We start from the raw sequence: 25,734 nt of genomic DNA, 5'->3' as shown, positions 1-25,734 counted from the left end.
CATGGCAGCAGAAACCGCTTCGGGCTATATCCAGCACCACTTGCAGAACCTGACCTACGGTCAACTACCAGACGGCAGCTGGGGCTTCGCCCATTCGGCTGCAGAAGCCAAGGCAATGGGCTTCTGGGCGTTCCACCTGGACACCCTGGGTTGGTCCGTCGCGCTGGGTCTGATCTTCCTGTTCATCTTCCGCATGGCGGCCAAGAAGGCGACTTCGGGCCAACCTGGCGGCCTGCAGAACTTCGTTGAAGTGCTGGTAGACTTCGTCAACGGCAGCGTGAAGGACTCCTTCCACGGCCGTAGCCCGGTAATCGCTCCGCTGGCGCTGACCATTTTCGTCTGGGTGTTCCTGATGAACGCCATCGACCTAGTACCGGTCGACTGGATTCCTCAGCTGGCCATCCTGATCTCCGGTGATCCGCACATTCCGTTCCGCGCCGTGTCTACCACCGACCCGAACGCGACCCTGGCCATGGCCTTCTGTGTGTTCGCCCTGATCATCTTCTACAGCATCAAGGTCAAGGGCCTGGGCGGCTTCATCGGCGAGCTGACCCTGCACCCGTTCGGCAGCAAGAACATCTTCGTTCAGATCCTGCTGATCCCGGTCAACTTCCTGCTGGAATTCGTCACCCTGATCGCCAAGCCGATCTCGCTGGCACTGCGTCTGTTCGGCAACATGTACGCCGGCGAGCTGGTGTTCATCCTGATCGCCGTGATGTTCGGCGCCGGTATCCTCTGGCTCAGCGGCCTGGGTGTGGTGCTGCAGTGGGCGTGGGCTGTGTTCCACATCCTGATCATCACCCTGCAAGCCTTCATCTTCATGATGCTTACCATCGTCTACCTGTCGATGGCTCACGAAGATAACCATTAAGACCGCCTGGCGTGTCTGATAGCCTTCCCCGCTCGTTTGGGGGGAGGGCTTAAAAAGTCCGCAAGGGCATGCTGTACCAAACGATTTGTTTTACCGCTTCAAACTAAAAACCTAACCAATACGACGTAAAAGTCGGGAGGAAAGATGGAAACTGTAGTTGGTCTGACCGCTATCGCTGTTGCTCTGCTGATCGGCCTGGGTGCTCTGGGTACCGCCATTGGTTTCGGCCTGCTGGGCGGCAAGTTCCTGGAAGGCGCTGCTCGTCAGCCTGAGATGGTTCCGATGCTGCAGGTCAAAATGTTCATCGTTGCCGGTCTGCTCGACGCCGTAACCATGATCGGTGTTGGTATCGCTCTGTTCTTCACCTTCGCGAACCCCTTCGTTGGTCAGATCGCCGGCTAATCACTCGTTTCTACGAGTTGATTGGTGTGATGGACAAAGACCGAGCGAGGTGTTGGCGTGAACATTAATGCAACCCTGATTGGCCAATCCGTTGCTTTTCTGATTTTTGTACTCTTCTGCATGAAGTATGTATGGCCTCCGGTCATCACTGCCCTGCAAGAGCGCCAAAAGAAGATTGCCGACGGCTTGGACGCTGCCAACCGCGCAGCTCGCGACCTGGAGCTGGCCCAAGAGAAAGCGGGTCAGCAACTGCGTGAAGCGAAGGCACAGGCAGCCGAAATCATTGAGCAAAGCAAGAAACGCGCTGCTCAGCTTGTCGAGGAAGCCCGTGAACAGGCTCGCGTCGAAGCTGACCGTGTGAAGGCTCAGGCTCAAGCCGAGATCGAACAGGAACTGAACAGCGTCAAAGACGCCCTGCGTGCCCAAGTGGGTGCCCTGGCTGTTGGCGGTGCTGAAAAGATCCTTGGCGCCACAATCGATCAAAACGCGCATGCGGAGCTGGTTAACAAACTGGCCGCTGAAATTTAAGCGAGGGCGATCATGGCAGAACTGACCACGTTGGCCCGACCTTACGCTAAGGCTGCCTTTGAGCATGCCCAGGCCCATCAGCAACTGGCCAATTGGTCAGCCATGCTCGGCCTGGCTGCTGCGGTGTCGGAAGACGACACCATGCAGCGCCTGCTCAAGGCCCCGCGACTGACAAGCGCAGAAAAGGCCGCCGCATTCATTGAAGTGTGCGGTGACAAGTTCGATGCACAGGCACAGAATTTCATTCATGTTGCCGCGGAAAACGACCGTCTCCTGCTTCTGCCGGAGATTGCCGCCCTGTTCGACCTGTACAAGGCCGAGCAAGAGAAATCCGTGGACGTGGAAGTCACCAGTGCTTTTGCGTTGAACCAAGAACAGCAAGACAAACTCGCCAAGGTTCTCAGTGCACGGCTCAGCCGGGAAGTGCGCCTGCACGCGTCGGAGGATGCCAGCCTGATCGGCGGCGTCGTCATCCGCGCCGGCGACCTGGTAATCGATGGCTCGGTTCGCGGCAAGATCGCGAAACTGGCCGAAGCATTGAAATCTTGAGTTTGAAGGGGCAGCAGAGCAATGCAGCAACTCAATCCTTCCGAAATTAGTGAAATCATCAAGGGTCGCATCGAGAAGCTCGATGTCGGCTCCCAAGCCCGTAACGAAGGTACCGTCGTAAGCGTTTCCGACGGTATCGTACGGATCCACGGTCTGGCCGACGCTATGTACGGCGAAATGATCGAGTTCCCGGGCGGCGTATACGGTATGGCACTGAACCTGGAGCAAGACTCCGTAGGTGCGGTGGTACTGGGTGCGTACACCTCCCTCGCCGAGGGCATGAGCGCCAAGTGCACCGGTCGCATCCTGGAAGTTCCGGTCGGCAAAGGCCTGCTGGGCCGCGTCGTCGACGCTCTGGGTAACCCGATCGATGGCAAAGGTCCTCTGGCCACCACCGAAACCGACGCGGTCGAAAAGGTCGCTCCGGGTGTTATCTGGCGTAAATCGGTAGACCAGCCTGTACAGACTGGCTACAAGTCGGTTGACGCCATGATCCCGGTTGGCCGTGGCCAGCGCGAGCTGATCATCGGTGACCGTCAGATCGGTAAGACCGCCATGGCGGTCGACGCGATCATCAACCAGAAAAACAGCGGTATCTTCTGCGTATACGTGGCCGTAGGCCAGAAGCAGTCGACCATCGCCAACGTTGTGCGCAAGCTGGAAGAAGCCGGCGCCCTGGCCAACACCATCGTTGTTGCTGCCAGCGCCTCGGAATCGGCCGCGCTGCAGTTCCTGGCTCCTTATGCCGGCTGCACCATGGGCGAGTACTTCCGTGACCGCGGCGAAGACGCCCTGATCGTTTACGATGACCTGTCCAAGCAGGCCGTTGCCTACCGTCAGATCTCCCTGCTGCTGCGTCGTCCACCAGGACGCGAAGCGTACCCAGGTGACGTGTTCTATCTCCACTCCCGTCTGCTGGAGCGTGCATCGCGCGTTTCGGAAGAGTACGTCGAGAAGTTCACCAACGGCGCAGTCACTGGCAAGACCGGTTCCCTGACCGCCCTGCCGATCATCGAAACCCAGGCTGGCGACGTTTCCGCGTTCGTTCCGACCAACGTGATCTCCATCACCGACGGTCAGATCTTCCTGGAATCGGCCATGTTCAACTCGGGCATCCGCCCTGCAGTGAACGCCGGTGTTTCGGTATCCCGCGTAGGTGGTGCCGCTCAGACCAAGATCATCAAGAAGCTGTCCGGTGGTATCCGTACCGCTCTGGCTCAGTACCGTGAACTGGCTGCATTCGCCCAGTTCGCTTCCGATCTGGACGAAGCGACCCGCAAGCAGTTGGAGCATGGTCAGCGCGTTACCGAGCTGATGAAGCAGAAGCAGTACGCGCCAATGTCCATCGCGGACATGGCTCTGTCGCTGTACGCCGCTGAGCGTGGTTTCCTGACCGACGTAGAAGTCAACAAGGTCGGTAGCTTCGAGCAAGCTCTGATCGCCTACTTCAACCGTGATCACGCCGAACTGATGGCGAAGATCAACGTGAAGGGTGACTTCAACGACGAAATCGACGCTGGCATGAAAGCCGGTATCGAGAAGTTCAAGGCCACCCAGACCTGGTAAGCCGCAGCGGGGGCTGCGGCCCCCGCTTGCTAACCTGATAGGTGATACATGGCAGGCGCAAAAGAGATTCGCAGTAAGATTGCGAGCATCAAAAGCACGCAAAAAATTACCAGCGCCATGGAGAAAGTGGCGGTCAGCAAGATGCGCAAGGCACAACTGCGCATGGCTGCTAGCCGTCCTTACGCGGAGCGTATCCGCCAGGTGATCGGTCATCTGGCCAACGCCAACCCGGAATACCGCCACCCGTTCATGATCGAGCGCCCTGTAAAGCGCGCCGGTTATATCGTGGTGAGCAGTGACCGCGGTCTGTGCGGTGGCTTGAACACCAACCTGTTCAAGGCCCTGGTCAAGGACATGAACGAAAACCGCGAACAGGGCGTGGAAATCGACCTGTGCGTGATCGGCAGCAAGGGTGCGACTTTCTTCCGCATCTTTGGCGGCAACGTCGTAGCCGCGATCAGCCACTTGGGCGAAGAGCCATCGATCAACGATCTGATCGGCTCCGTCAAAGTGATGCTGGACGCCTACCTGGACGGCCGCATCGATCGCCTCTCGGTGGTTTCGAACAAGTTCATCAACACCATGACCCAAAAACCGACGGTCGAGCAATTGGTACCGTTGGTGGCAACCCCGGATCAGGATCTCAAGCATCACTGGGACTACCTGTACGAACCCGACGCAAAAGAGCTGCTGGACGGCTTGATGGTGCGTTACGTGGAGTCGCAGGTGTACCAGGCGGTGGTCGAGAACAACGCTGCTGAACAAGCGGCCCGGATGATCGCCATGAAGAACGCCACAGACAACGCCGGTGATTTGATCAGCGAACTCCAGCTGATCTACAACAAGGCGCGTCAGGCTGCGATCACCCAGGAGATCTCGGAAATCGTCGGCGGCGCTGCCGCGGTTTAACGGTTCAAAAATTCAGAGGATCCAGCTATGAGTAGCGGACGTATCGTTCAAATCATCGGCGCCGTCATCGACGTGGAATTCCCACGCGACGTCGTGCCGAGTGTTTACAACGCGCTGAAAGTACAAGGCGCGGAAACCACCCTGGAAGTTCAGCAGCAGCTGGGCGACGGCGTGGTTCGTACCATTGCGATGGGCTCTACCGAAGGCCTGAAGCGCGGTCTGGATGTCGTCGACACCGGCGCTGCCATTTCCGTTCCTGTTGGTAAGGCCACTCTGGGCCGTATCATGGACGTTCTGGGCAACCCGATCGACGAAGCTGGCCCGATCGGCGAAGAAGAGCGTCGTGGTATCCACCAGAAGGCTCCTTCCTTCGCTGACCAGGCAGGCGGCAACGACCTGCTGGAAACCGGCATCAAGGTTATCGACCTGGTTTGCCCGTTCGCCAAGGGTGGTAAGGTTGGTCTGTTCGGTGGTGCCGGCGTCGGCAAGACCGTTAACATGATGGAACTGATCCGTAACATCGCCATCGAGCACAGCGGTTACTCCGTGTTCGCCGGTGTGGGTGAGCGTACTCGTGAGGGTAACGACTTCTACCACGAGATGAAGGACTCCAACGTTCTCGACAAGGTAGCGCTGGTCTACGGTCAGATGAACGAGCCACCAGGAAACCGTCTGCGCGTAGCGCTGACCGGCCTGACCATGGCTGAGAAGTTCCGTGACGAAGGTAACGACGTTCTGCTGTTCGTCGACAACATCTATCGTTACACCCTGGCCGGTACCGAAGTATCCGCACTGCTGGGCCGTATGCCTTCCGCAGTAGGCTACCAGCCAACCCTGGCCGAAGAGATGGGCGTTCTGCAAGAGCGTATTACTTCGACCAAAGAAGGTTCGATCACCTCGATCCAGGCCGTATACGTACCTGCGGACGACCTGACCGACCCGTCGCCAGCCACTACCTTCGCCCACTTGGACGCCACCGTCGTTCTGTCCCGTGACATCGCCTCCCTGGGTATCTACCCAGCGGTCGATCCACTGGACTCGACTTCGCGCCAGCTGGACCCGAACGTGATCGGCAACGAACACTACGAAACTGCCCGTCAGGTTCAGTATGTTCTGCAGCGCTACAAAGAGCTGAAGGACATCATCGCGATCCTGGGTATGGACGAACTGTCCGAAGCCGACAAGCAACTGGTAGCCCGTGCTCGTAAGATCCAGCGCTTCCTGTCGCAGCCGTTCTTCGTGGCCGAAGTCTTCACCGGTTCGCCAGGCAAGTACGTTTCCCTGAAAGACACCATCGCTGGCTTCAGCGGCATCCTCAAAGGTGACTACGACCACCTGCCAGAACAAGCGTTCTACATGGTCGGCAGCATCGACGAAGCGATCGAGAAAGCCAAGAAACTGTAATTCCTGCGCCCCGCGAGGGGCGCTATCAGGTTGAGGCAAGCAGATGGCTATGACAGTCCATTGCGATATCGTCAGCGCGGAAGGAGAGATCTTCTCCGGCCTGGTCGAGATGGTAGTTGCGCACGGTAACCTGGGTGATCTTGGTATCGCTCCGGGCCACGCGCCGCTGATCACCAATCTCAAGCCTGGTCCGATCACGCTGACCAAGCAGGGTGGCGCCCAAGAGGTGTTCTACATCTCTGGTGGTTTCCTCGAGGTTCAGCCGAACATGGTCAAGGTGCTTGCCGATACCGTGCAACGTGCTGCAGACCTGGATGAAGCTCAGGCTCAGGAAGCCCTCAAGGCTGCCGAGAACGCCCTGAATCTGAAAGGCGCGGACTTCGACTACGGCGCCGCCGCCGCACGTCTGGCCGAAGCCGCAGCTCAGCTGCGTACCGTCCAGCAAATGCGCAGAGGCAAGTAATCGGCCCTCGGCTGATAACTTCTGTTGCGATTGAGTAAAAGGGTAGCCTCGGCTACCCTTTTTCTTTTTCTGATTTCTCCCTCCCGGTCATTTCACTGACCACCCAGGATTGGTAGCCAGTAATGTCACTCGATATCGTTATTCTCGCCGCCGGCCAAGGCACCCGAATGCGCTCGGCGCTGCCCAAGGTGCTGCACCCGGTGGCCGGCAACTCCATGCTCGGCCATGTTATCCACAGCGCGCGCCAGCTGCAGCCGCAAGGTATTCATGTGGTCATTGGCCATGGTGCCGAGCTGGTTCGCGAGCGCCTGGCCGCCGACGATCTGAACTTTGTCATGCAGGACAAGCAGCTGGGTACCGGCCATGCTGTTGCCCAGGCACTACCGGCCTTGACCGCCGAAACCGTACTGGTGCTGTACGGTGATGTTCCGTTGATCGAAGTGGAAACCCTGCAGCGTCTGCTGGCCAAGGCCAACGAGCAGCAGCTGGGCCTGCTCACGGTGACCCTCGACGACCCGACCGGCTATGGCCGCATCGTGCGTGACGAGCAGGGCAAGGTGACGGCCATCGTTGAGCACAAGGACGCCGACGATGCGCAGAGAGCGATCAAGGAAGGCAACACCGGTATCCTGGCACTGCCAGCCGCGCGCCTGGCCGACTGGATGGGCCGCCTGTCGAACAACAACGCCCAGGGCGAGTATTACCTGACCGACGTCATCGCCATGGCTGTGGCCGATGGCCTGGTGGTGGCTACCGAACAGCCGCACGACCCGATGGAAGTGCAAGGCGCCAACGACCGTCGCCAGCTGTCCGAACTGGAGCGCCACTACCAGATGCGCGAAGGCCGTCGCCTGATGGCCCTGGGTGTGACCCTGCGCGACCCGGCGCGCTTCGATGTCCGCGGTGAAGTGACCGTTGGCCGCGACGTGCTGATCGACATCAACGTGATTCTCGAAGGCAAGGTGGTCATCGAGGACGATGTGCAGATCGGCCCTAACTGCGTGATCAAGAACACCACCCTGCGCAAAGGCGCAGTGGTCAAGGCCAACAGCCACCTCGAAGGCGCCGTGATGGGCGAGGGCAGCGATGCCGGCCCGTTCGCCCGCCTGCGCCCGGGCAGTGTGCTGGACGCCAAGGCCCATGTGGGTAATTTCGTCGAACTGAAAAACGCCCACCTCGGGGAAGGCGCCAAGGCCGGTCACCTGACCTACCTGGGCGATGCCGAAATCGGTGCACGGACCAACATCGGCGCCGGCACCATCACCTGCAACTACGATGGCGCCAACAAGTTCAAGACAGTGATGGGCGAGGACGTCTTCATCGGCTCGAACAACTCATTGGTAGCGCCTGTGGAAATCAAGGCTGGTGCGACCACTGCTGCCGGTTCGACCATTACCCAGACTGTGGAAGCAGGCGACCTCGCAGTGGCTCGTGCGCGCCAGCGCAACATCTCGGGCTGGAAGCGGCCGGAAAAGATAAAGAAGAGCTGAGTTATACACAGCTGTTTCGATCGAAAGCCGACTTATGTGAATAAGTCGGCTTTTTTTGGCGAATCGTCTCTAAGGGCTGGCACGATCTCTGCGGGAGCGGCTTCAGCCGCGAACACCGGCGAAGCCGGTGCCATATCATTGCGTTGGTTTCTTCGCGGGTGAACCCGCTCCCACAGGGTGCCCATTTTCCGTTGGGGTTTATCCACAACTTGACGAATCGCTCATCTTAGGTTTTGATTGCCATCATTATCTTTCGAATCGAAACTTAAGCGCTTATGTCGAAACGAAACACCCCACAGCGGCGGCACAACATCCTGGCTTTGCTCAGCGAGCAGGGCGAGGTCAGTGTGGACGCGTTGGCCAAGCGTTTCGCTACCTCGGAAGTCACCATCCGCAAGGACCTTGCTGCCCTCGAAACCAACGGCCTGTTGCTACGGCGCTACGGTGGCGCGGTCCCGGTGCCACAAGAGCTGCTCGGTGAACCTGCCCAACCGGTGTCTTCCTATAAAAAGGCTATCGCCCGCGCTGCGGTGGCACGTATCCGCGAACATGCGCGCATCATCATCGACAGTGGCAGCACCACGGCAGCCATGATCCCCGAACTGGGGCGCCACCCTGGTCTGGTGGTGATGACCAATTCGATGAACGTGGCCCGCGCCATCTGCGACCTCGAACACGAGCCGGTGCTGCTGATGACCGGTGGCACCTGGGACCCGCATTCCGAGTCGTTCCAGGGCCAGGTGGCCGAGCAGGTGTTGCGCTCCTACGATTTCGACCAACTGTTCATCGGTGCCGACGGCATCGACCTCGGCCGCGGTACCACCACCTTCAACGAACTCCTTGGGTTGAGCCGGGTCATGGCCGAAGTCGCTCGCGAAGTGATCGTGATGGTCGAATCGGACAAGGTAGGGCGCAAAATCCCCAACCTCGAGCTGCCCTGGGGCAGCGTACACACTCTCATTACTGACGAACGCCTGCCCGCAGCGGCACGCGAACAAATTCAAGCCCGCGGCATCAACCTGATCTGCGCCGCGATCAGCCAGGAGCAATAAACCATGTGTGGAATCGTTGGTGCCGTCGCCGAGCGCAACATCACAGCCATCCTGATCGAAGGTCTCAAGCGCCTTGAGTACCGCGGCTACGACAGCGCCGGCCTGGCTGTCCTCACCCAGAACGGTGAACTGCAGCGCCGTCGTCGTATCGGCAAGGTCAGTGAACTGGAGGCCGCTGTTGCCGCCGAGCCACTGGCCGGCCAGCTGGGCATTGCCCACACCCGCTGGGCCACCCACGGTGCGCCGACCGAGGGCAACGCCCACCCGCATTTCTCGGGCAATGAAGTGGCCGTGGTGCACAACGGCATCATCGAGAACCACGAAGAACTGCGCGAAGAGCTGAAGGGCCTTGGCTATGTCTTCACTTCACAGACCGATACCGAAGTCATCGTCCACCTGATCCACCACACCCTGAAAAGCATTCCGGACTTGGCTGATGCCCTGAAGGCCGCGGTAAAGCGCCTGCATGGTGCTTACGGCCTGGCTCTGATCAGTGCCAAGCAGCCTGACCGCCTGGTAGCCGCACGCAGTGGTAGCCCGCTGGTCATCGGCCTGGGCCTGGGCGAGAACTTCCTGGCGTCCGACCAACTGGCCCTGCGCCAGGTCACTGACCGCTTCATGTACCTGGAAGAAGGCGACATCGCTGAAATTCGCCGTGACCAGGTCTCCATCTGGGACCAGGATGGCCATAAGGTCCAGCGCGAAACCGTGCAGTACCACGAAGGTGCCGAAGCTGCCGACAAGGGTGCCTACCGCCACTTCATGCTCAAGGAAATCCACGAGCAGCCAAGCGTGGTGCAGCGCACCCTGGAAGGCCGCCTGGGCAAGGACAACGTGATGGTCCAGGCCTTCGGCCCGCAGGCTGCCGAACTGTTCGCAAAGGTGCGCAACGTGCAGATCGTTGCCTGCGGTACCAGCTACCACGCTGGCATGGTCGCCCGTTACTGGCTGGAAAGCCTGGCTGGCATCCCATGCCAGGTCGAGGTGGCCAGCGAGTTCCGTTACCGCAAGGTGGTAGTGCAGCCGGACACCCTGTTCGTCTCCATCTCGCAGTCTGGCGAAACCGCCGACACCCTGGCCGCGCTGCGCAACGCCAAGGAGCTGGGCTTCCTCGGCAGCCTGGCGATCTGCAACGTCGGTATCAGCTCGCTGGTGCGTGAGTCGGACCTGACCCTGCTGACCCTGGCCGGCCCGGAAATCGGCGTGGCCTCGACCAAGGCTTTCACCACCCAGCTGGTTTCGCTGATGCTGCTGACTCTGGCTCTGGGCCAAGTGCGCGGTACCCTGGAAGCCGGTGTAGAGGCCGAACTGGTCGAAGAACTGCGCCGTCTGCCGGCCCGCCTGGGCGAAGCCCTGGCCATGGACGCCACCGTCGAAAAGATCGCCGAACTGTTCGCCGACAAGCACCACACCCTGTTCCTCGGCCGTGGTGCGCAGTACCCGGTGGCGATGGAAGGTGCACTCAAGCTCAAGGAAATCTCCTACATCCACGCCGAAGCCTATCCGGCAGGCGAGCTGAAGCACGGCCCGCTGGCGCTGGTGGACAGCGACATGCCAGTGGTAACCGTTGCGCCGAACAACGAACTGTTGGAGAAGCTGAAATCCAACCTGCAGGAAGTACGCGCCCGTGGTGGCGAGCTGGTAGTGTTTGCCGATGAGCAGGCCGGCATGACCAATGGCGAAGGTACCCACGTGATCAAGGTGCCGCACATCGCCGACGCCCTGGCGCCGATCCTGTACACCATCCCGCTGCAGTTGCTGTCTTACTACGTGGCGGTGCTCAAGGGTACCGACGTGGACCAGCCGCGTAACCTGGCCAAGTCGGTTACGGTCGAGTAAGCCAGAAGCCAGGGCGCTTTCCGCGCCCCATCGCGAAAGGCCGCTACGGAATCTCGTTTTCCTGTAGCGGCCTTGTCGCGATGGGCAGTAAGGAAGCCCCCGGCTATCTCGCATCAGATCTGCATCGCCATCCCGTCCACATTCATCGCTGCCTGGCGCAAGGCCTCGGAGCGGGTCGGGTGGGGGTGGCAAGTAAGGGCGATGTCTTCCGCCGAGGCCGAGAACTCCATGGCTACGCAGAACTCGCCGATCATCTCGCTGACACTTGGGCCTACCAGGTGCACACCCAGCACTTCATCGGTCTCGGCATCGGCGATGACCTTGGCGAAGCCTTCGGTCTCATGGTTTATCTTGGCGCGGCTGTTGGCCGTGAACGGGAACTTGCCGACTTTATAGGCACGCCCTTCGGCCTTGAGCTGCTCTTCGGTCTTGCCCACGGTAGCCAGCTCCGGGCGGGTGTAGATCACACCAGGGATAAGGTTGTAGTTGACCTCGTGAGGCTTGCCGGCGATGCGTTCGATGCAGGCAACCGCTTCGTCTTCGGCTTTGTGCGCCAGCATCGGGCCGGAGGTGACGTCGCCAATCACCCAGATACCCGGCACGGAAGTGCGGTGGTGATCGTTGCCGAGCATGCCGCGCTTGTCGGTCTCCAGGCCCACGCTTTCCAGGTTCAGCCCTTTGGTATAGGGGCGGCGGCCGATGGCGACCAGTACATAGTCAGCCTGCAGCGTTTCTGCGGTGCCGCCGGCGGCCGGCTCCAGGGTCAGGCTAACGCCATCGGCGCCGGCGCTGGCCTGTGTCACCTTGCTGCCCAGCTTGAACACCATGCCTTGCTTGGCCAAGGCCTTCTGCAGGGTCTTGGCGGTTTCTTCGTCAGTGCCCGGGCAGATGCGGTCGAGGTATTCGATGACCGTGACCTGGCTGCCCAGGCGGCGCCATACCGAACCCAGCTCGAGGCCGATCACGCCGGCGCCGATGACGACCAGATGCTTGGGCACCTGTGGCAACGATAACGCGCCAGTCGAGTCGATGATGCGCTGGTTGTCGATGATCACGCCCGGCAGGGGCGTAGGTTCGGAGCCGGTGGCAATGACCACATCCTTGGCTTGTAGTGTGGTTTCGCTACCGTCCTCAGCCTTCACCACCACCTTGCCGACGCCGTCCAGGCGACCCCAGCCCTTGACCCAGTCGACCTTGTTCTTGCGGAACAGGTACTCGATGCCCTTGGTCAGGCCGGTCACGCTCTCGTCCTTCTGTTTCATCATCTGGGCGAGGTTGAGGGTAGGTTTGACTTCGATACCGAGGTGGGCGAACTCGTCACCAATGGCGGCTTCGTACAGCTCGGAAGCATGCAACAACGCCTTGGAGGGCATACAACCCACGTTAAGGCAGGTGCCGCCCAAGGTGGAGCGGCCCTCCACGCAGGCTACGCTCAGGCCCAGCTGGCCGGCACGGATGGCTGCGTTATAACCGCCAGGGCCACCGCCGATGATCACCACGTCATAGGATTTCATGGGTTCAACTCCAGGATGAAGAAGCACAAGAGGGGGCACAAGGTTAAGCTGAGATGCAAAAATTGTATACAATCTGATGTGGGGATAAGATCAGTCGGCTCTAGACCATGGTCTCGTTTAGAGGAAACATCCCACGAATGAACTACTCTGATCCGGCGACGTTCGAAATATCAGGCGTCGTGGCCAAATACGGACAGGAGGGTCGTTCATGCTTGCGCAACTTCCACCGGCACTGCAGAGCCTGCATCTGCCGCTGCGGCTGAAACTGTGGGACGGTAACCAGTTCGATCTGGGGCCTAGCCCGCAGGTCACTATCCTGGTCAAGGAGCCACAGCTGATCAGCCAGTTGAGCCACCCGAGCATGGACCAGCTGGGCACGGCATTCGTCGAGGGCAAGCTGGAGCTGGAGGGCGATATTGGTGAAGCCATCCGCGTATGCGATGAGCTTAGCGAAGCGCTGCTGACCGATGAGGACGAAACCCCACCGCAGCGCCTGGCCCATGACAAGAGCACCGACGCCGAAGCCATTTCCTACCATTACGATGTTTCCAATGCGTTCTACCAGCTATGGCTGGATCAGGACATGGCCTACTCTTGCGCCTACTTCCGCGAGCCAGACAACACGCTGGATCAGGCACAGCAGGACAAATTCGATCATTTGTGTCGCAAGCTGCGCCTGGAAGCGGGTGAATACCTGCTCGACGTAGGCTGCGGCTGGGGCGGGCTGGCGCGTTTCGCTGCTCGTGAGTATGGCGCCAAGGTGTTTGGTATCACCTTGAGCAAGGAGCAGCTCAAGCTCGGCCGTGAGCGGGTTAAGGCCGAGGGGCTGGCTGAGAAGGTCGACCTGCAGATTCTCGACTACCGCGACCTGCCTCAGGATGGCCGCTTCGACAAGGTTGTCAGCGTCGGCATGTTCGAGCATGTCGGGCATGCCAACTTGGCGCTGTATAGCCAGAAGCTGTTCGGTGCCGTGAGGGAAGGCGGCCTGGTGATGAATCACGGTATCACCGCCAAGCACGTCGATGGCCGCCCGGTCGGGCGTGGCGCTGGTGAGTTCATCGATCGCTACGTGTTCCCCCATGGCGAGCTGCCGCACCTGTCGATGATCAGTGCCAGCATCTGTGAGGCGGGGCTGGAGGTGGTAGACGTGGAAAGCCTGCGTTTGCACTACGCCAAGACCTTGCACCACTGGAGCGAGAACCTGGAGAACCAGTTGCACAAGGCGGCGGCGCTGGTGCCCGAGAAGACCTTGCGCATCTGGCGCTTGTATCTGGCCGGGTGTGCCTATGCCTTCCAGAAGGGCTGGATCAACCTGCATCAGATTCTGGCCGTGAAGCCTTACGCGGATGGGCATCATGACTTACCCTGGACGCGCGAGGATCTGTATCGCTGAATTGCGACAAAGCACGCAAGCGCGACACCGAACCCTGTGGGAGCGGGTTGGCCCGCGAATGCGTCGGTACAGCCGCTGACGTCTTCGCGGGTAAACCCGCTCCCACAATGTACGCGACACGTCAGAGAATCGGCGAAATCAGCCGCGCAATCCGCATCCCCAGTTGCTGCAGCCGATGAGTATCGCGGCTGTCCTCCGCAGTAATTTCCCGAGCCTGTTCAAAGTCATTGATCAGCATGCGCTCGACCTGATCGGCGAAGCTGCGGTCGATCGTGAGCAGGGTGATCTCGAAGTTCAGGCGGAACGAGCGGTTGTCCAGGTTGGCACTGCCGATCGCGCTGACATCGTCATCCACCAGAACCACTTTCTGATGCAGGAAGCCCGGTTGGTAGCGGAACATGCGTACACCTGCACGTACCGCTTCGAAGGCGAAAAGGCTGGACGCGGCATAGACGATGCGATGGTCTGGGCGTGACGGAATCAGCACTCGCACATCGACCCCACGCAGTACCGCCAAACGCAACGCGGCGAACACTGCCTCGTCGGGGATGAAGTACGGGCTGGTGATCCACACGCGGCGGGTGGCTGAATGGATCGCCTCAAGGAAGAAAAGCGAGCAGGTTTCCTGTGGGTCGGCCGGGCCGCTGGCCAAGGCTTGGCACAGCACGCCGTTGTCCGGGTAGGCGTCCGGCAGAATCAGGGGCGGTAGCTGGCGTGTGGCCCAGTACCAGTCCTCGGCAAACGACTCCTGCAGGCAGGCCAGCACCGGCCCGCTGATCTGCACATGGGTGTCGCGCCAGGGTGAGAGCTGCGGGTGGCCACCGAGGTACTCATCGCCCACGTTGTGCCCGCCGATGAAACCGAGCAGGCCATCCACCACCACGATCTTGCGGTGGTTTCGGAAGTTCACCTGGAAGCGGTTGAACCAGCCACGACGGGTTGCGAAGGCATGAATCTGTACACCGCCGTCGCGCAGCAGTTGGCTGTAGCTTGCCGGCAAGGCATGGCTGCCGACGCGATCATACAGCACGAACACCTGCACCCCCTCGGCGGCCTTGCGCAGCAGCAGTTGTTGCAGCGCTTTGCCTACGCTGTCGTCATGGATGATGAAGAACTGTACCAGCACCACTTCGCGGGCTTTTTCGATGGCTGCGAATATTGCGTCGAATGTGGCCCCGCCATCGATCAGCAGTTTCACCTCGTTATTGGCAAGACAGGGCATGCGCCCGAGCTTGGGCATGGCACGCAACGCCGCATAGCTCTCCGACTCACGGGCGGTAAGTGCTTCTTCTACCCAAGGCCGCCAGTTGAGGTTGGCCATGGCCACATGCATTTCCTGGTTAGCTTGGCGCCGGGCCTTGATGTAGGCATAGAACGAGCGCGCACCGAAGATCAGGTAAGGGATCAGGGTTAGGTAGGGGATGAAAAACAACGGCATTGCCCAGGCGATGGCGCCTTGGGCTGTGCGCACGGTGAACAATGCGTGCAGTGCGGCGACAATACCCAGCAGGTGAACCAGGCCGAGTAGATAACCGAAGAAGTAGGGGCTGTGGTAGTCCATATGCATCCTGCTTGCCGAGTACACTTGAGTAACAGAACACGTTCCCGGTCCGCCTTGCAACCTGCAGGTTGATTTGGCGTCTAAGGCTCAGTCCGGCCCGCTTGGCCGGCTTTTTTTCAGGAGCGTTCGTCCATGAAGATTCGTCTGCCACTGTTGGCGTTGGCCCTAGGTGTGAGCAGCCCGCTGGTGCATGCTCAGATGTTGCAGCCTGGCTTGTGGGAGCTGACCACCAGCAACATGCAGGTCGATGGCAAGCCGTTACCTGACATGGAGTTCATGCTCGGCCAGTTGAAGAACCTGCCGCCGGAGCAGCGCGCGATGATGGAAGGGGTGCTGGCCAAACAGGGGGTGACTGTAGGGGGTAAGGGGGTGCGCTCGTGCCTCACGCCAGAACAGGTGGCAACCAACGATATCCCGCTGCAGGATCCGAAGTCAGGCTGTACCCAGAAGATCACCGATCGCACCGGCAATGTGTGGAAGTTTCAATTCAGCTGTCCCAAAGCGCAGGGCAGCGGTCAGGCGACTTTCCTCAGTGACCGGGAATTCACTACCCAGGTCAACGGTACGTTCAACGCGTCGGGTGTACAGCAGCAAGGCAGCATGAACACCCGTGCCGTGTGGTTGGGCAATGACTGCGGCTCGGTCAAGCCGCGCAGCTGACGTCCCATTGCCACTGGCTGGCCGCGACAGCGTCGTGGGCATGCAGGCTTTCTGCATGTTCCACGCGCAGCTTGAAAGCCGTGCTCCATTCTATTTGCCGTAGCGCCTTGTACAGGCGACGCGCGGCGTCTTCGCAGAACATCAGGTTCTGGCCGTTGGCTAAGGCAAAGGCTTGTTCGTCTGCGCGCTTGACTGCGGTCTGCACCGCTGTCCCAAGGCTTGCTTCTATGCGGTCGATCAGCTCGGTGATTGGCAGAACCTGCTGATTGCTGCGCAACCTTACCTGAATTTGCGCGTAACTACGTTGGCTATGGGGCGTCGCTACGATGCCTTCGGCGCTGCCAAGCCATTGTAGTACCGCTGATTTATCGACCAGCTCGGCGCTGAAATGCGCTTGGAACTGCTGCTGAATCAGCTGACGTGCAAGTGCGGCCGAGCACGGGCAGGTCGAGGAGTAAGGGATGGAAACGGATAGTTCCACGTGGAACATTTCATTTTCGATTTTTGCGTCGACTGCGACGGCATAGCTTTTCCAACCTTCCAATGGGCTGATCAAAGCAGGTCTTTTCAGCAGATGCTCGAAGCGCAGACGCAAATAAGCTGCGGAAGAAAGGCCTTCGTGGCTGCTCAGGAAGTCAGCCAGCAGTTTGCGTATTGTGAGCGGCGACAGGGGTTGGTGCTCCAAAGACTCCAGGGCGAGATAAAGCCGTGACATATGGATACCGCGTGAGCTTCCGTCTACCAGGCTAACGCCTGCGTCGACAGTAGCAGCTGCTGTGCGCCCTTCGAATTGCACAGGTTGGGCGATCCCGCACATGCCCACCCAGTTCAAAGGCAAGGCGTATTCCTGGGTTTGTGCGGCAATGTCGGGGAGCTTGAGCTGGGTCATTTGGCATTCCAAACAGAGGAGGAGCACGCGTCCATCGAGAACGGCTTGGCGAAATTGTATTGTTACTTTATAACATTGTGCAATGCATCGTTTCGAATGCGCTCGCCTGAAGAGGTTTCGCCATGTCCAACCGTCTCCCTGTCACCGTGCTGTCCGGCTTCCTTGGCGCCGGCAAGAGCACCTTGCTCAACCATGTACTGCGTAACCGCGACAACCTGCGGGTTGCGGTCATCGTCAATGACATGAGCGAAATCAACATCGATGCCAGCGAGGTGCAGCGCAACGTGAGCCTCAACCGTGCCGAGGAGAAGTTGGTGGAGATGAGCAATGGCTGCATCTGCTGCACGCTGCGTGAAGACCTGCTTGAGGAAGTCGCGAGGCTGGCCGAAGAAGGGCGCTTTGATTATCTGCTTATCGAGTCCACGGGGATCTCGGAACCACTGCCGGTGGCCGAGACCTTCACCTTCCGGGACGAACAGGGCCGCAGCTTGTCCGACATGGCGCGCCTGGACACCATGGTCACCGTGGTCGATGGGCTGAACTTCCTACGTGATTACCAGGCAGCAGACAGCTTGGCCAGCCGCGGCGAAACCCTGGGTGAGGAGGACGAGCGCTCGATCAGTGACTTGCTGATCGAACAGGTCGAGTTCGCCGATGTACTGTTGCTGAGCAAGATCGATCTGATCAGCCAGCACGAGCGCGAAGAACTCATGGCCATTCTGCGCAGCCTCAATGCCCGGGCACAGATCGTGCCCATGGTCATGGGCCGGGTACCGCTGGAGCGCATCCTCGATACCGGCCTGTTCGACTTCGACCAGGCTGCCCAGGCACCGGGCTGGCTGCAGGAGTTGCGTGGCGAGCATGTGCCGGAAACCGAAGAGTACGGCATTGCCGCCACCACCTGGCAGGCCCGGCGGCCCCTTCATCCACAGCGCTTTTTCGACTTTATCCACACGCCCTGGAGCAATGGCCGACTGTTGCGTTCGAAAGGTTTTTTCTGGCTGGCCAGCAAATACCAGGAAGCCGGAAGCTGGTCGCAGGCAGGCGGCATGATGCGCCATGGCCTGGCGGGCCGCTGGTGGCGTTTCGTGCCGCGCGAGCAGTGGCCACAGGACGTGGATAACACTGCCGCAATCTTGAAGAACTGGGTTGCCGAGAGCGGTGATTGCCGGCAGGAACTGGTGTTCATCGGACAGAATATCGACTTCGAAAAATTATCCACAGAACTCGATGCATGCCTTTTGACCGATCAGGAAATGGAGCTGGGGCACATGGGCTGGTTGCGCCTGCCCGATCCGTTTGGTCCATGGCATGAGGAGGCCGCAGCATGAACCCTGCACGCAAGCCTGTGGATATTTTCCAGGTATTTGGCGAGACACCGCAGGTGCTGACCGATGTGCTGCAGGATGGCGTGAACCTGGCGGTATGGCGACGACGTCTGCCGCCACAACTGGAGGACTTTGCCGCGCTGGTGGTCAGCCTTGGCCAGCCCTTGGCTGACCAGCGCGTCATCGATGTGGACGAGCAGCGCATGCCGGTATTCACCGAACTCTTGCGCGAAGCGGCCGATTTGCACGGCTATGAGGCATTCGTGTCGGATGTTGCCTGGCTGGTGGCGGCCTATACCTGCCTGGTGGGTGCGCAGCGGGTCGGTCTGCGCCTGCGGGTACTGACAGGTCCCATGTGCCCGCGCTTCCATGTGGATAACGTTCCGCTGCGCCTGCTCACCACCTACGCTGGCCCAGGTAGCGAGTGGTTGAAAGAGGACGCGAGCCCTCGGGGTGACTTACACACAGCAGTGCCGCCTGTGGATAACGTACAGCACTTGCAAGCTGGCGACGTGGCGGTGCTCAAAGGTGAAAAGTGGCAGGGCAACGAAGGCGCGGGCCTGGTGCATCGTTCGCCCTCGGGGCAGCTGGGGCGCCTGCTGCTCAGCCTTGACTGGCTGGCCTGACGGCGCATAGTGAGGCATCAACATCGCCCGAAGCCGCCCCATGTTGCAGAACATTCCAACTCACGTGATTGCCGGCCCGCTGGGGGCCGGCAAAACCACCCTGATCCGTCATTTGCTGGCCCAGCGCCCGGCCAATGAGCGCTGGGCTGTATTGATCAACGAATTCGGCCTGGTAGGCCTGGATGCGGCCTTGCTAAGCCGTGACGAGGACGGCATCGCCATCGGTGAGGTCGCAGGTGGCTGCCTGTGCTGCGTCAATGGCATGCCGTTCCAGGTGGGCCTGGGTCGACTGCTGCGCAAGTCCCGCCCTGACCGGCTGTTCATCGAGCCGTCCGGGCTGGGTCATCCTTTGCAGTTGCTTGCTCAGTTGCAACAACCTCCTTGGGCTGGCGTGCTGAAAATACAGCCATTACTGATGGTCGTGGACGCACAGTCCATGGTCCGGAACGAGCAGCTTCTGGAGGCTCAACGGCAGGCGTTCGATGCTGCTGATTGGATTGTCTTGAACAAATCCGAGGTTGTGGATGAAAAATATAAGTCATTGATAAATAATAAATTATCTGGGAAGAAAATATTCTGGACCGTCCAAGGGAAGCTGCCCTTGTCGGACCTTCCCGATGTAACCCATGGCATGGTCGACAGCTTGGTTGTGGATAACAGGATTACCGACAATTTTCGAAGTCCACCGGCGCTATGGGCTGATCCCGGCCAGCCTATCTGTCTTGCCCAGCAGGGAGAGGGGGGTTGGAGCATTGGCTGGCGATGGCACCCTGGCCAGCAGTTTTATCCACAACGGCTGCAGGCATTCTTGCGCACTTGGCCATGGCGGCGCGCCAAGGGGGTTATCCACAGCGTGGAGGGCTGGCAGTCGTTCAATGGCCTGAATGGGGACATGCCCGCCTGGCAGCCCAGCGACTGGCGCAGGGATACGCGTATCGAGCTGATTTTCGACCAGCCGCAATCGCAATCAGTGCTGCAGGCCGGGTTGAGCGAATGTCGTGTCAGCTGATCAATTGCGCCAGCGGTTGTGCTCCTGGCGCCACTGCTGCATCTCGATGACATTGTCGGTGCGCGGTGGGGTCTTGATCTCGAACGGGTAGGGCGCCAGTTCTATCTGCACGCTGTGGGCGCCGAACTGGGTCACGGTACCGGGGTGGCGCTGTTCGCCCGTGACGGTGAACTCGAAGGCGTAGACGCGCGCCAGGCGCTTGCGGCCGTTGGCGTCACGGACAAAGGCGATTCGCTTGAGCGCGACCGCGTCGTCGAGTAGTTCGAGGTCTAGCTTGGCGCAATGCTGTTTGACCCGTTCCAGGGCTTTCTCGCGCAACCCATGGTTGTGCCACAACCAGGCGCCTGCAGTGGCGACCAGCATCAGGACGAAGAGGTTTTCCAGGGTCAACATTTGCATATGCTCCAAACAGGTCGATCCAGCTTAACTGCGTCCCTGGCCTGTCGTACAGGTGGCAATCAAGTTCATACTGCGTTGCGCACAATCCCTGAAACAGCTTTGGAAACCTCCCGCATGAAACGTACCCCGCACTTGCTCGCCATTCAGTCCCACGTGGTGTTCGGCCACGCCGGCAACAGCGCCGCGGTGTTTCCCATGCAGCGCATCGGGGTCAACGTGTGGCCGCTCAATACCGTGCAGTTCTCCAATCACACACAGTATGGCCAGTGGGCAGGTGAAGTGCTTGCCCCTGCGCAAATTCCTGCGTTGGTGGAAGGCATTTCCAACATCGGCGAGCTGGGACATTGCGACGCGGTGTTGTCCGGTTACCTGGGCAGTGCCGAACAAGGTCGGGCGATTCTGGCCGGCGTCGAGCGGATCAAGGCGGTGAACCCAAAGGCTTTGTACCTGTGTGACCCGGTCATGGGGCACCCGGAGAAGGGCTGCATCGTGCCAGCAGAAGTCAGCGAGTTCCTGCTCGACGAGGCGGCCGCCAGGGCTGACATCCTGTGCCCCAACCAGCTGGAGCTGGACAGCTTCTGTGGCCGCCGAGCGCAGTCGCTGGAGGACTGCGTGAACATGGCGCGCAGCCTGCTGCAGCGCGGGCCGCAGGTGGTGCTGGTCAAGCACCTGGCCTACCCCGGACGCGCCGAAGATCAGTTTGAGATGCTGCTGGTGACCGCCGAGCAAAGCTGGCACCTGCGCCGCCCGCTGCTGGCGTTCCCGCGGCAGCCGGTAGGGGTGGGGGACCTGACTTCAGGCCTGTTCCTGGCCCGAGCCCTGCTTGGCGACAGCTGGGTGCAGGCGTTCGAATTCACCGCTGCGGCGGTACACGAAGTGCTGCTGGAAACCCAGGCCTGTGCCAGCTATGAACTGCAGCTGGTGCGGGCCCAGGACCGCATCGCGCACCCAAGGGTGCGCTTCGAGGCACAGCTGCTGGCGCTTTAAATCGCGTCGGTTTTCAGATCCTGGTAGCGTTTTTCCAGCTCCTGGCGGATCTGTCGGCGCTGCTGGCCCTGCAGGAAGCGGCGCTTTTCTTCACTGCTTTGCGGCTGGCGCGGCGGCACCTGCACCGGGCGACGGTTGTCGTCGACCGCGACCATGGTGAAGAAGCAACTGTTGGAATGGCGCACCGAGCGCTCGCGGATGTTCTCGGTCACCACCTTGATGCCCACCTCCATCGAGGTGTTGCCGGTGTAGTTTACTGATGCCAGGAAGGTCACAAGTTCACCCACGTGCACGGGCTCGCGGAAGATCACCTGGTCGACCGACAGGGTGACTACATAGCTGCCGGCATAGCGGCTGGCGCACGCATAGGCCACTTCGTCGAGGTACTTGAGCAGTGTGCCGCCATGTACGTTGCCAGAAAAGTTGGCCATGTCCGGGGTCATCAGGACGGTCATGCTCAGCTGGGCGTTTCCAGGTTCCATAGTGTGCTCACGGTGAGGTTGCGCTGAATCGGGCGAATGGGGGGCATTATCTGCAGACACTTCTGTTCCCCTCTTTTGAATTTGCCTTCCTGGTACGGGACGTTGGCTGACGCTCCATCGTCACGCCGATCATGCCATCACCGGCGCTTTTCCAGCCGATCTGTTTCTGCATATTGCACCGCCTTTTTGCGGCGGGGTGCGATGTTAACCTGACTACACCCATGCAACATGGGCTTTTCCTGCATTAAAACAGTATGTACTTGCTGCTCGCTCAGGGTTGCCTTGGCGGAGGAGCGGTCTGCCCAGGCACCCGGCAACGGACGAGAAAAGGAGTATCACGCCATGCATGCCATCAGCTTTATCCAGGACCTGGCAGTCATCATGCTGGTTGCTGGCGTGGTCACCATTCTCTTTCACCGCCTCAAGCAGCCTGTGGTGCTGGGCTACATCGTCGCCGGCTTCATCATCGGCCCGCACACTCCACCGTTCGGCCTGATCCACGACGAAGACACCATCAAGACCCTCGCCGAGCTGGGGGTGATTTTCCTGATGTTCTGCCTGGGGCTCGAATTCAGCCTGCGCAAGCTGTTCAAGGTAGGCGCCACGGCGTTCATCGCGGCGTTTCTGGAAATCGTGCTGATGATCTGGATCGGCTTCGAGATTGGCCGCTGGTTCGGCTGGAACACCATGGATTCGCTGTTCCTCGGCGCCATCCTGGCGATTTCCTCGACCACCATCATCGTCAAGGCGCTCAATGACCTTAAAATGAAGAACGAGCGTTTCGCCCAGCTGATATTCGGCGTGCTGATCGTCGAGGACATCCTCGGTATCGGCATCATTGCCCTGCTGTCGGGCATCGCCGTCAGCGGTACGGTCAGCTCGGGCGAGGTGTTCTCCACTGTCGGCAAGCTGTCGCTGTTCATGATCGTCGCGCTGGTCGTCGGCATCCTGTTGGTGCCGCGGCTGCTGGCCTACGTGGCCAAGTTCGAAAGCAACGAGATGCTGCTGATAACCGTATTGGGCCTGTGCTTCGGCTTCTGCCTGCTGGTGGTGAAGCTCGAGTACAGCATGGTGCTTGGCGCCTTCCTGATTGGCGCGATCATGGCCGAGTCGCGCCAGTTGCTGAAGATCGAGAGCCTGATCGAACCGGTACGCGACCTGTTCAGCGCCATCTTCTTCGTCGCCATCGGCCTGATGATCGACCCCCAGGTGCTGATCGACTATGCCTGGCCGATCGTGGTCATTACCCTGGCGGTGGTGATGGGCAAGATGCTCTCGTGCGGTATGGGCGCGTTCATTGCCGGCAATGACGGGCGTACATCGCTGCGAGTGGGCATGGGGCTTTCGCAGATTGGCGAGTTTTCCTTCATCATCGCCGCGCTGGGCATGACCCTGCAGGTGACCAGCGACTTCCTCTACCCGGTGGCGGTGGCTGTATCCGCAATCACCACGCTGCTGACACCCTACCTGATCCGTGCCGCCGACCCGCTGTCGCTCAAGCTGGGCAAGGTAGTGCCCAGCCGTCTGGCGCGGGTGCTGTCGTTGTATGGCGAATGGTTGCGCAGCATCCAGCCGCAGGGCGAGGGCGCCATGCTCGCGGCGATGATCCGGCGCATCCTGTTGCAGGTTGGGGTGAACCTGGCGCTGGTGATCGCCATCTTCTTCAGTGGTGGCTATTTCGCCGGGCGTATCGGTAACTGGCTCAGCGAGTGGGTCAGCGATGCCAGCCAACAGAAAGCACTGATCTGGGGCGCAGCGTTATTGCTGTCGTTGCCATTCCTGATTGCTGCCTATCGCAAGCTCAAGGCGCTGTCGATGCTACTGGCAGAGATGGGCGTCAAGCCGGAAACGGCCGGGCGGCATACCCAGCGGGTGCGCCGTGTGATTGCCGAGGTAATCCCGCTTTTGTCGCTGCTGGTAATTTTCCTGCTGCTGTCGGCGCTGTCGGCGAGCATTCTGCCGACCAGCGAGCTGCTGTTGGTGATTGCCGTGGTGGCTGCGGTGGTGGTGGCCTTGCTGTGGCGCTGGTTTATCCGCGTGCATACGCGCATGCAGATTGCCTTGCTGGAGACGCTGGAGAACAGCCGCGAGAATACGCACTGAAGGGGCAATGCTCCCTGCGCAAGATTTCACCGTCGTCCGAGGGGATGGAGCGGTAGCGATGTCGTCATGCGCAGAAAGCCTGGCGATCTTAACTATACCAGTGGCATTAGGCCATAAATTCCCATTTCTGTGCCGGCCTCTACGCAGGTAAACCCGCGAAGAGGCCGGCACAAGCAGCACCAGATCAGAGATCGAAATCAGCTCTCCAACCAGACATCCCGCGCCCAGTGCCACACCGATTCCCAGCTGTCTTCACCGACGATTTGCTCTTCGGCATCCCACAGCACCACGGTGCCATCCTCTTCGACGCAGTAGTAGTTGTCGCCGTCCTGGCATAGTGGAATCAGGTCACGTGGTACGCCGGCATCCCAGGCGTTGGCGGCGACTTCTGGCAGGTAGGTATGCGACTGTGGGTCGGTAACGGTCACCGGCTCCAGTGAGCCATAAACCACGTCACTGACGGTCAGCAGGAACTCTTTGAACACGAACGGAATGTTGATGAACAGCTCTTCTTCGATCTCGACCAGCTGGTCCTCATCGGGAAGCTCAAGGGGCACCGGCACTGGCTCATTGGCTTCACGGAGTTGCTCGATCACTTCTTCCACGGTTCACTTCCTCTGACCTAGATGACAACGCTGCGCGTTATACCCTAGTAGGCCACTCTGGCAAAAGCAAAAACCCCGGGGCAGGCCCGGGGTTTTTTGTGCAGCACGCAGCGGTTAGCCGTTTTGACGGATACCGGCCACCAGCCAAGGCTGGTTTTCGCCCTGGGCGCGGACCATGTGCCAGCTTTCGCTGAACACTTCGCCCTGGTCGAAGCGCGAGTTCTTCGACACGCCACGGAAGGTCAGGGTGGCGTCAGTACGGTCGGCACGGTCGTCGACACCGTCCAGCTGCACCTCGAGGTTGTCGATATAGGTGGACTGGAAGCCATCACCCAGTTCAGCGCGCTCGCGCTTGAGGAACTCGAGCATCTGAGGGGTGACGAACTCGGCGATCTTGTCCATCTCGTTAGCGTCCCAGTGCTGCTGCAGCGCCTGGAAGTGGTTACGGGCAGCAGCCAGGAAGTTCTGCTCGTTGAACCAGGCCGGGGCGTTGATCACCGGTGCGGCTGCGGCAGCAGGTGCAGCCGAACCACCGAAGATCGATGGCTGGGCAGGCTGTGCGTGAGCTTCACGCTGCATCGGCGCATGGCCCGGCATGGCCATTTGTGGCTGCTGCTGGCGACGGCGCGCTGCGATGAAGCGGAACACCAGGAAGGCGATGAGCGCCACGATCAGGAAGTCCATGATCTGGAAACCTTCGAAACCGTCGCCCATGAACATGGAAGCCAGCAGGCCGCCTGCGGCGAGGCCGGCCAGAGGGCCCAACCAGCGCGAAGCACCGCTGGCGGCCGGAGCGGCACGGCCAGGTGCGGTCGGCGCGGCGGCAGGCGTGGTTGGCGTGGCCTGGCGGGTCTGGTGAATAGGCGCGGAGCCCGAGCTCTTGCCGCCGCCAAAACGCTTGGCGTTGGCGTCCAGGCTCAGCGTCAGGCCGACGCAGAGCGCCAGAGCGATGCTAAGAAAACGTTGCATAAATGGGATATCCCCTGTTGTGGATTGCACGCGCGTCATGGTGCACAGGTTCCCGGGCACATGACCAGCGACATAATGTTTCTAGCTTTTGCCTGAGTGTTACAACGTGCTTTTGACGGACTTGTAGGAGCGGCCT

The 25,734-nt window shown here is 60.1% G+C and carries 25 protein-coding genes; 18 read left to right on the top strand and 7 right to left on the bottom strand.

The genetic code is table 11. The annotated features are described in order from the left end of the window. The first annotated feature begins 1 nt into the window (after window position 1). The 11 genes from atpB to glmS all read left to right on the top strand — a co-directional run bounded on the left by atpB (window position 2) and on the right by glmS (window position 11,073). Entirely contained in the window at window positions 2–871 is an 870-nt protein-coding gene (gene atpB / locus IRZ77_RS04700) for a F0F1 ATP synthase subunit A (protein ID WP_023383137.1), read from the top strand. A gap of 144 nt (window positions 872–1,015) precedes the next feature. Next, window positions 1,016–1,273, top strand: coding sequence for a F0F1 ATP synthase subunit C (atpE, locus tag IRZ77_RS04695; RefSeq protein ID WP_003097235.1), 258 nt, complete (start codon window positions 1,016–1,018; stop codon window positions 1,271–1,273). A 57-nt stretch (window positions 1,274–1,330) separates the two neighbouring features. Next, window positions 1,331–1,801: a F0F1 ATP synthase subunit B gene (locus IRZ77_RS04690; RefSeq protein ID WP_023383136.1), complete on the top strand. Its 471-nt coding sequence runs from the start codon at window positions 1,331–1,333 to the stop codon at window positions 1,799–1,801. Between the two features lie 12 nt (window positions 1,802–1,813). Beyond that, the gene (locus tag IRZ77_RS04685) at window positions 1,814–2,350 is read left to right on the top strand and encodes a F0F1 ATP synthase subunit delta (RefSeq protein ID WP_043214190.1); all 537 of its coding nucleotides are present in this window, start codon (window positions 1,814–1,816) and stop codon (window positions 2,348–2,350) included. 21 nt (window positions 2,351–2,371) lie between these two features. After that, entirely contained in the window at window positions 2,372–3,916 is a 1,545-nt protein-coding gene (gene atpA / locus IRZ77_RS04680) for a F0F1 ATP synthase subunit alpha (protein ID WP_046615332.1), read from the top strand. Window positions 3,917–3,964: 48 nt separating this feature from the next. Continuing rightward, window positions 3,965–4,825 (top strand): F0F1 ATP synthase subunit gamma, encoded by an 861-nt coding sequence (atpG, locus tag IRZ77_RS04675; RefSeq protein WP_023383133.1) that lies wholly within the window; start codon window positions 3,965–3,967, stop codon window positions 4,823–4,825. A gap of 27 nt (window positions 4,826–4,852) precedes the next feature. Next, on the top strand, window positions 4,853–6,229 hold the full coding sequence (atpD, locus tag IRZ77_RS04670) for a F0F1 ATP synthase subunit beta (protein WP_023383132.1): 1,377 nt from the start codon (window positions 4,853–4,855) through the stop codon (window positions 6,227–6,229). A 43-nt stretch (window positions 6,230–6,272) separates the two neighbouring features. Further along, window positions 6,273–6,692, top strand: coding sequence for a F0F1 ATP synthase subunit epsilon (locus IRZ77_RS04665; protein ID WP_003260039.1), 420 nt, complete (start codon window positions 6,273–6,275; stop codon window positions 6,690–6,692). A 122-nt stretch (window positions 6,693–6,814) separates the two neighbouring features. Further along, entirely contained in the window at window positions 6,815–8,182 is a 1,368-nt protein-coding gene (gene glmU / locus IRZ77_RS04660) for a bifunctional UDP-N-acetylglucosamine diphosphorylase/glucosamine-1-phosphate N-acetyltransferase GlmU (protein WP_108480427.1), read from the top strand. Between the two features lie 275 nt (window positions 8,183–8,457). Further along, on the top strand, window positions 8,458–9,234 hold the full coding sequence (locus tag IRZ77_RS04655; protein WP_015268400.1) for a DeoR/GlpR family DNA-binding transcription regulator: 777 nt from the start codon (window positions 8,458–8,460) through the stop codon (window positions 9,232–9,234). 3 nt (window positions 9,235–9,237) lie between these two features. Continuing rightward, the gene (gene glmS, locus IRZ77_RS04650) at window positions 9,238–11,073 is read left to right on the top strand and encodes a glutamine--fructose-6-phosphate transaminase (isomerizing) (protein WP_108480428.1); all 1,836 of its coding nucleotides are present in this window, start codon (window positions 9,238–9,240) and stop codon (window positions 11,071–11,073) included. Between the two features lie 113 nt (window positions 11,074–11,186). Here the strand turns inward: glmS and lpdA are convergent, their stop codons facing one another. Further along, window positions 11,187–12,587, bottom strand: coding sequence for a dihydrolipoyl dehydrogenase (gene lpdA, locus IRZ77_RS04645; protein WP_153670609.1), 1,401 nt, complete (start codon window positions 12,585–12,587; stop codon window positions 11,187–11,189). A 208-nt stretch (window positions 12,588–12,795) separates the two neighbouring features. Here lpdA and cfaB point away from each other — a divergent pair, with 208 nt between their 5' ends. Beyond that, window positions 12,796–13,980 carry a C17 cyclopropane fatty acid synthase CfaB gene (gene cfaB, locus IRZ77_RS04640; RefSeq protein ID WP_085601071.1) on the top strand — a complete coding sequence of 395 codons (1,185 nt, stop codon included), beginning with the start codon at window positions 12,796–12,798 and terminating at the stop codon, window positions 13,978–13,980. A gap of 121 nt (window positions 13,981–14,101) precedes the next feature. Here cfaB and cls read toward each other — a convergent pair whose 3' ends face one another. After that, window positions 14,102–15,541: a cardiolipin synthase gene (gene cls, locus IRZ77_RS04635; RefSeq protein ID WP_108480430.1), complete on the bottom strand. Its 1,440-nt coding sequence runs from the start codon at window positions 15,539–15,541 to the stop codon at window positions 14,102–14,104. A 132-nt stretch (window positions 15,542–15,673) separates the two neighbouring features. Here cls and IRZ77_RS04630 point away from each other — a divergent pair, with 132 nt between their 5' ends. Continuing rightward, entirely contained in the window at window positions 15,674–16,201 is a 528-nt protein-coding gene (locus IRZ77_RS04630) for a DUF3617 domain-containing protein (RefSeq protein WP_015272374.1), read from the top strand. Here the strand turns inward: IRZ77_RS04630 and folE2 are convergent. Continuing rightward, window positions 16,185–17,090 carry a GTP cyclohydrolase FolE2 gene (folE2, locus tag IRZ77_RS04625; RefSeq protein ID WP_135001763.1) on the bottom strand — a complete coding sequence of 302 codons (906 nt, stop codon included), beginning with the start codon at window positions 17,088–17,090 and terminating at the stop codon, window positions 16,185–16,187. The two genes, IRZ77_RS04630 and folE2, sit on opposite strands and share 17 nt — an antisense overlap. Before the next feature lie 122 nt (window positions 17,091–17,212). On the opposite strand from folE2, the gene zigA reads away from it, so the two are divergent. From zigA to IRZ77_RS04610, 3 genes are read left to right on the top strand one after another with little or no spacing between them, the layout of a single operon-like run. Further along, window positions 17,213–18,421 carry a zinc metallochaperone GTPase ZigA gene (gene zigA / locus IRZ77_RS04620; RefSeq protein WP_085601073.1) on the top strand — a complete coding sequence of 403 codons (1,209 nt, stop codon included), beginning with the start codon at window positions 17,213–17,215 and terminating at the stop codon, window positions 18,419–18,421. Beyond that, complete coding sequence (locus tag IRZ77_RS04615; RefSeq protein ID WP_046615340.1) at window positions 18,418–19,044, top strand: DUF1826 domain-containing protein; 627 nt, start codon at window positions 18,418–18,420, stop codon at window positions 19,042–19,044. Before zigA ends, IRZ77_RS04615 begins: the two co-directional genes overlap by 4 nt. A 40-nt stretch (window positions 19,045–19,084) precedes the next feature. Continuing rightward, window positions 19,085–20,053 (top strand): CobW family GTP-binding protein, encoded by a 969-nt coding sequence (locus IRZ77_RS04610; protein ID WP_108480433.1) that lies wholly within the window; start codon window positions 19,085–19,087, stop codon window positions 20,051–20,053. Here the strand turns inward: IRZ77_RS04610 and IRZ77_RS04605 are convergent, their stop codons facing one another. Beyond that, entirely contained in the window at window positions 20,054–20,446 is a 393-nt protein-coding gene (locus IRZ77_RS04605; RefSeq protein WP_015272369.1) for a DUF3301 domain-containing protein, read from the bottom strand. A 120-nt stretch (window positions 20,447–20,566) separates the two neighbouring features. On the opposite strand from IRZ77_RS04605, the gene pdxY reads away from it, so the two are divergent. Beyond that, complete coding sequence (gene pdxY, locus IRZ77_RS04600) at window positions 20,567–21,439, top strand: pyridoxal kinase PdxY (RefSeq protein ID WP_046615342.1); 873 nt, start codon at window positions 20,567–20,569, stop codon at window positions 21,437–21,439. Here pdxY and IRZ77_RS04595 read toward each other — a convergent pair. After that, entirely contained in the window at window positions 21,436–21,921 is a 486-nt protein-coding gene (locus IRZ77_RS04595; RefSeq protein WP_003260046.1) for an acyl-CoA thioesterase, read from the bottom strand. The two genes, pdxY and IRZ77_RS04595, sit on opposite strands and share 4 nt — an antisense overlap. Before the next feature lie 342 nt (window positions 21,922–22,263). Between IRZ77_RS04595 and IRZ77_RS04590 the strand changes: the two genes are divergently transcribed. Next, window positions 22,264–24,024, top strand: coding sequence for a cation:proton antiporter (locus IRZ77_RS04590; RefSeq protein WP_108480434.1), 1,761 nt, complete (start codon window positions 22,264–22,266; stop codon window positions 24,022–24,024). A gap of 197 nt (window positions 24,025–24,221) precedes the next feature. Here IRZ77_RS04590 and IRZ77_RS04585 read toward each other — a convergent pair whose 3' ends face one another. After that, complete coding sequence (locus IRZ77_RS04585) at window positions 24,222–24,629, bottom strand: SMI1/KNR4 family protein (protein WP_085601078.1); 408 nt, start codon at window positions 24,627–24,629, stop codon at window positions 24,222–24,224. 114 nt (window positions 24,630–24,743) lie between these two features. Next, window positions 24,744–25,598, bottom strand: coding sequence for a Tim44 domain-containing protein (locus IRZ77_RS04580; protein ID WP_013974842.1), 855 nt, complete (start codon window positions 25,596–25,598; stop codon window positions 24,744–24,746). Window positions 25,599–25,734: the final 136 nt, after the last annotated feature.

The organism is Pseudomonas pudica, assembly GCF_015680405.1.
GTDB classification, from domain to species: domain Bacteria; phylum Pseudomonadota; class Gammaproteobacteria; order Pseudomonadales; family Pseudomonadaceae; genus Aquipseudomonas; species Aquipseudomonas pudica.
Note: the sequence above shows the minus strand (reverse complement) of the source record. Positions and strands in the feature narration are given on the sequence as shown.

Excerpts from the sequence above, each read along its gene's own strand:
- IRZ77_RS04665 (WP_003260039.1), top strand. The coding sequence starts at position 6,273 with ATGGCTATGACAGTCCATTGCGATATCGTCAGCGCGGAAGGAGAGATC.
- glmU (WP_108480427.1), top strand. The coding sequence starts at position 6,815 with ATGTCACTCGATATCGTTATTCTCGCCGCCGGCCAAGGCACCCGAATG.
- IRZ77_RS04610 (WP_108480433.1), top strand. The coding sequence starts at position 19,085 with ATGTTGCAGAACATTCCAACTCACGTGATTGCCGGCCCGCTGGGGGCC.
- atpA (WP_046615332.1), top strand. The coding sequence starts at position 2,372 with ATGCAGCAACTCAATCCTTCCGAAATTAGTGAAATCATCAAGGGTCGC.
- atpB (WP_023383137.1), top strand. The coding sequence starts at position 2 with ATGGCAGCAGAAACCGCTTCGGGCTATATCCAGCACCACTTGCAGAAC.
- cls (WP_108480430.1), bottom strand. The coding sequence starts at position 15,541 with ATGGACTACCACAGCCCCTACTTCTTCGGTTATCTACTCGGCCTGGTT.
- cfaB (WP_085601071.1), top strand. The coding sequence starts at position 12,796 with ATGCTTGCGCAACTTCCACCGGCACTGCAGAGCCTGCATCTGCCGCTG.
- IRZ77_RS04580 (WP_013974842.1), bottom strand. The coding sequence starts at position 25,598 with ATGCAACGTTTTCTTAGCATCGCTCTGGCGCTCTGCGTCGGCCTGACG.
- IRZ77_RS04590 (WP_108480434.1), top strand. The coding sequence starts at position 22,264 with ATGCATGCCATCAGCTTTATCCAGGACCTGGCAGTCATCATGCTGGTT.
- atpE (WP_003097235.1), top strand. The coding sequence starts at position 1,016 with ATGGAAACTGTAGTTGGTCTGACCGCTATCGCTGTTGCTCTGCTGATC.
- IRZ77_RS04595 (WP_003260046.1), bottom strand. The coding sequence starts at position 21,921 with ATGGAACCTGGAAACGCCCAGCTGAGCATGACCGTCCTGATGACCCCG.
- atpG (WP_023383133.1), top strand. The coding sequence starts at position 3,965 with ATGGCAGGCGCAAAAGAGATTCGCAGTAAGATTGCGAGCATCAAAAGC.
- zigA (WP_085601073.1), top strand. The coding sequence starts at position 17,213 with ATGTCCAACCGTCTCCCTGTCACCGTGCTGTCCGGCTTCCTTGGCGCC.
- IRZ77_RS04615 (WP_046615340.1), top strand. The coding sequence starts at position 18,418 with ATGAACCCTGCACGCAAGCCTGTGGATATTTTCCAGGTATTTGGCGAG.
- pdxY (WP_046615342.1), top strand. The coding sequence starts at position 20,567 with ATGAAACGTACCCCGCACTTGCTCGCCATTCAGTCCCACGTGGTGTTC.
- IRZ77_RS04605 (WP_015272369.1), bottom strand. The coding sequence starts at position 20,446 with ATGTTGACCCTGGAAAACCTCTTCGTCCTGATGCTGGTCGCCACTGCA.
- IRZ77_RS04630 (WP_015272374.1), top strand. The coding sequence starts at position 15,674 with ATGAAGATTCGTCTGCCACTGTTGGCGTTGGCCCTAGGTGTGAGCAGC.
- IRZ77_RS04655 (WP_015268400.1), top strand. The coding sequence starts at position 8,458 with ATGTCGAAACGAAACACCCCACAGCGGCGGCACAACATCCTGGCTTTG.
- lpdA (WP_153670609.1), bottom strand. The coding sequence starts at position 12,587 with ATGAAATCCTATGACGTGGTGATCATCGGCGGTGGCCCTGGCGGTTAT.
- atpD (WP_023383132.1), top strand. The coding sequence starts at position 4,853 with ATGAGTAGCGGACGTATCGTTCAAATCATCGGCGCCGTCATCGACGTG.
- folE2 (WP_135001763.1), bottom strand. The coding sequence starts at position 17,090 with ATGACCCAGCTCAAGCTCCCCGACATTGCCGCACAAACCCAGGAATAC.
- glmS (WP_108480428.1), top strand. The coding sequence starts at position 9,238 with ATGTGTGGAATCGTTGGTGCCGTCGCCGAGCGCAACATCACAGCCATC.
- IRZ77_RS04685 (WP_043214190.1), top strand. The coding sequence starts at position 1,814 with ATGGCAGAACTGACCACGTTGGCCCGACCTTACGCTAAGGCTGCCTTT.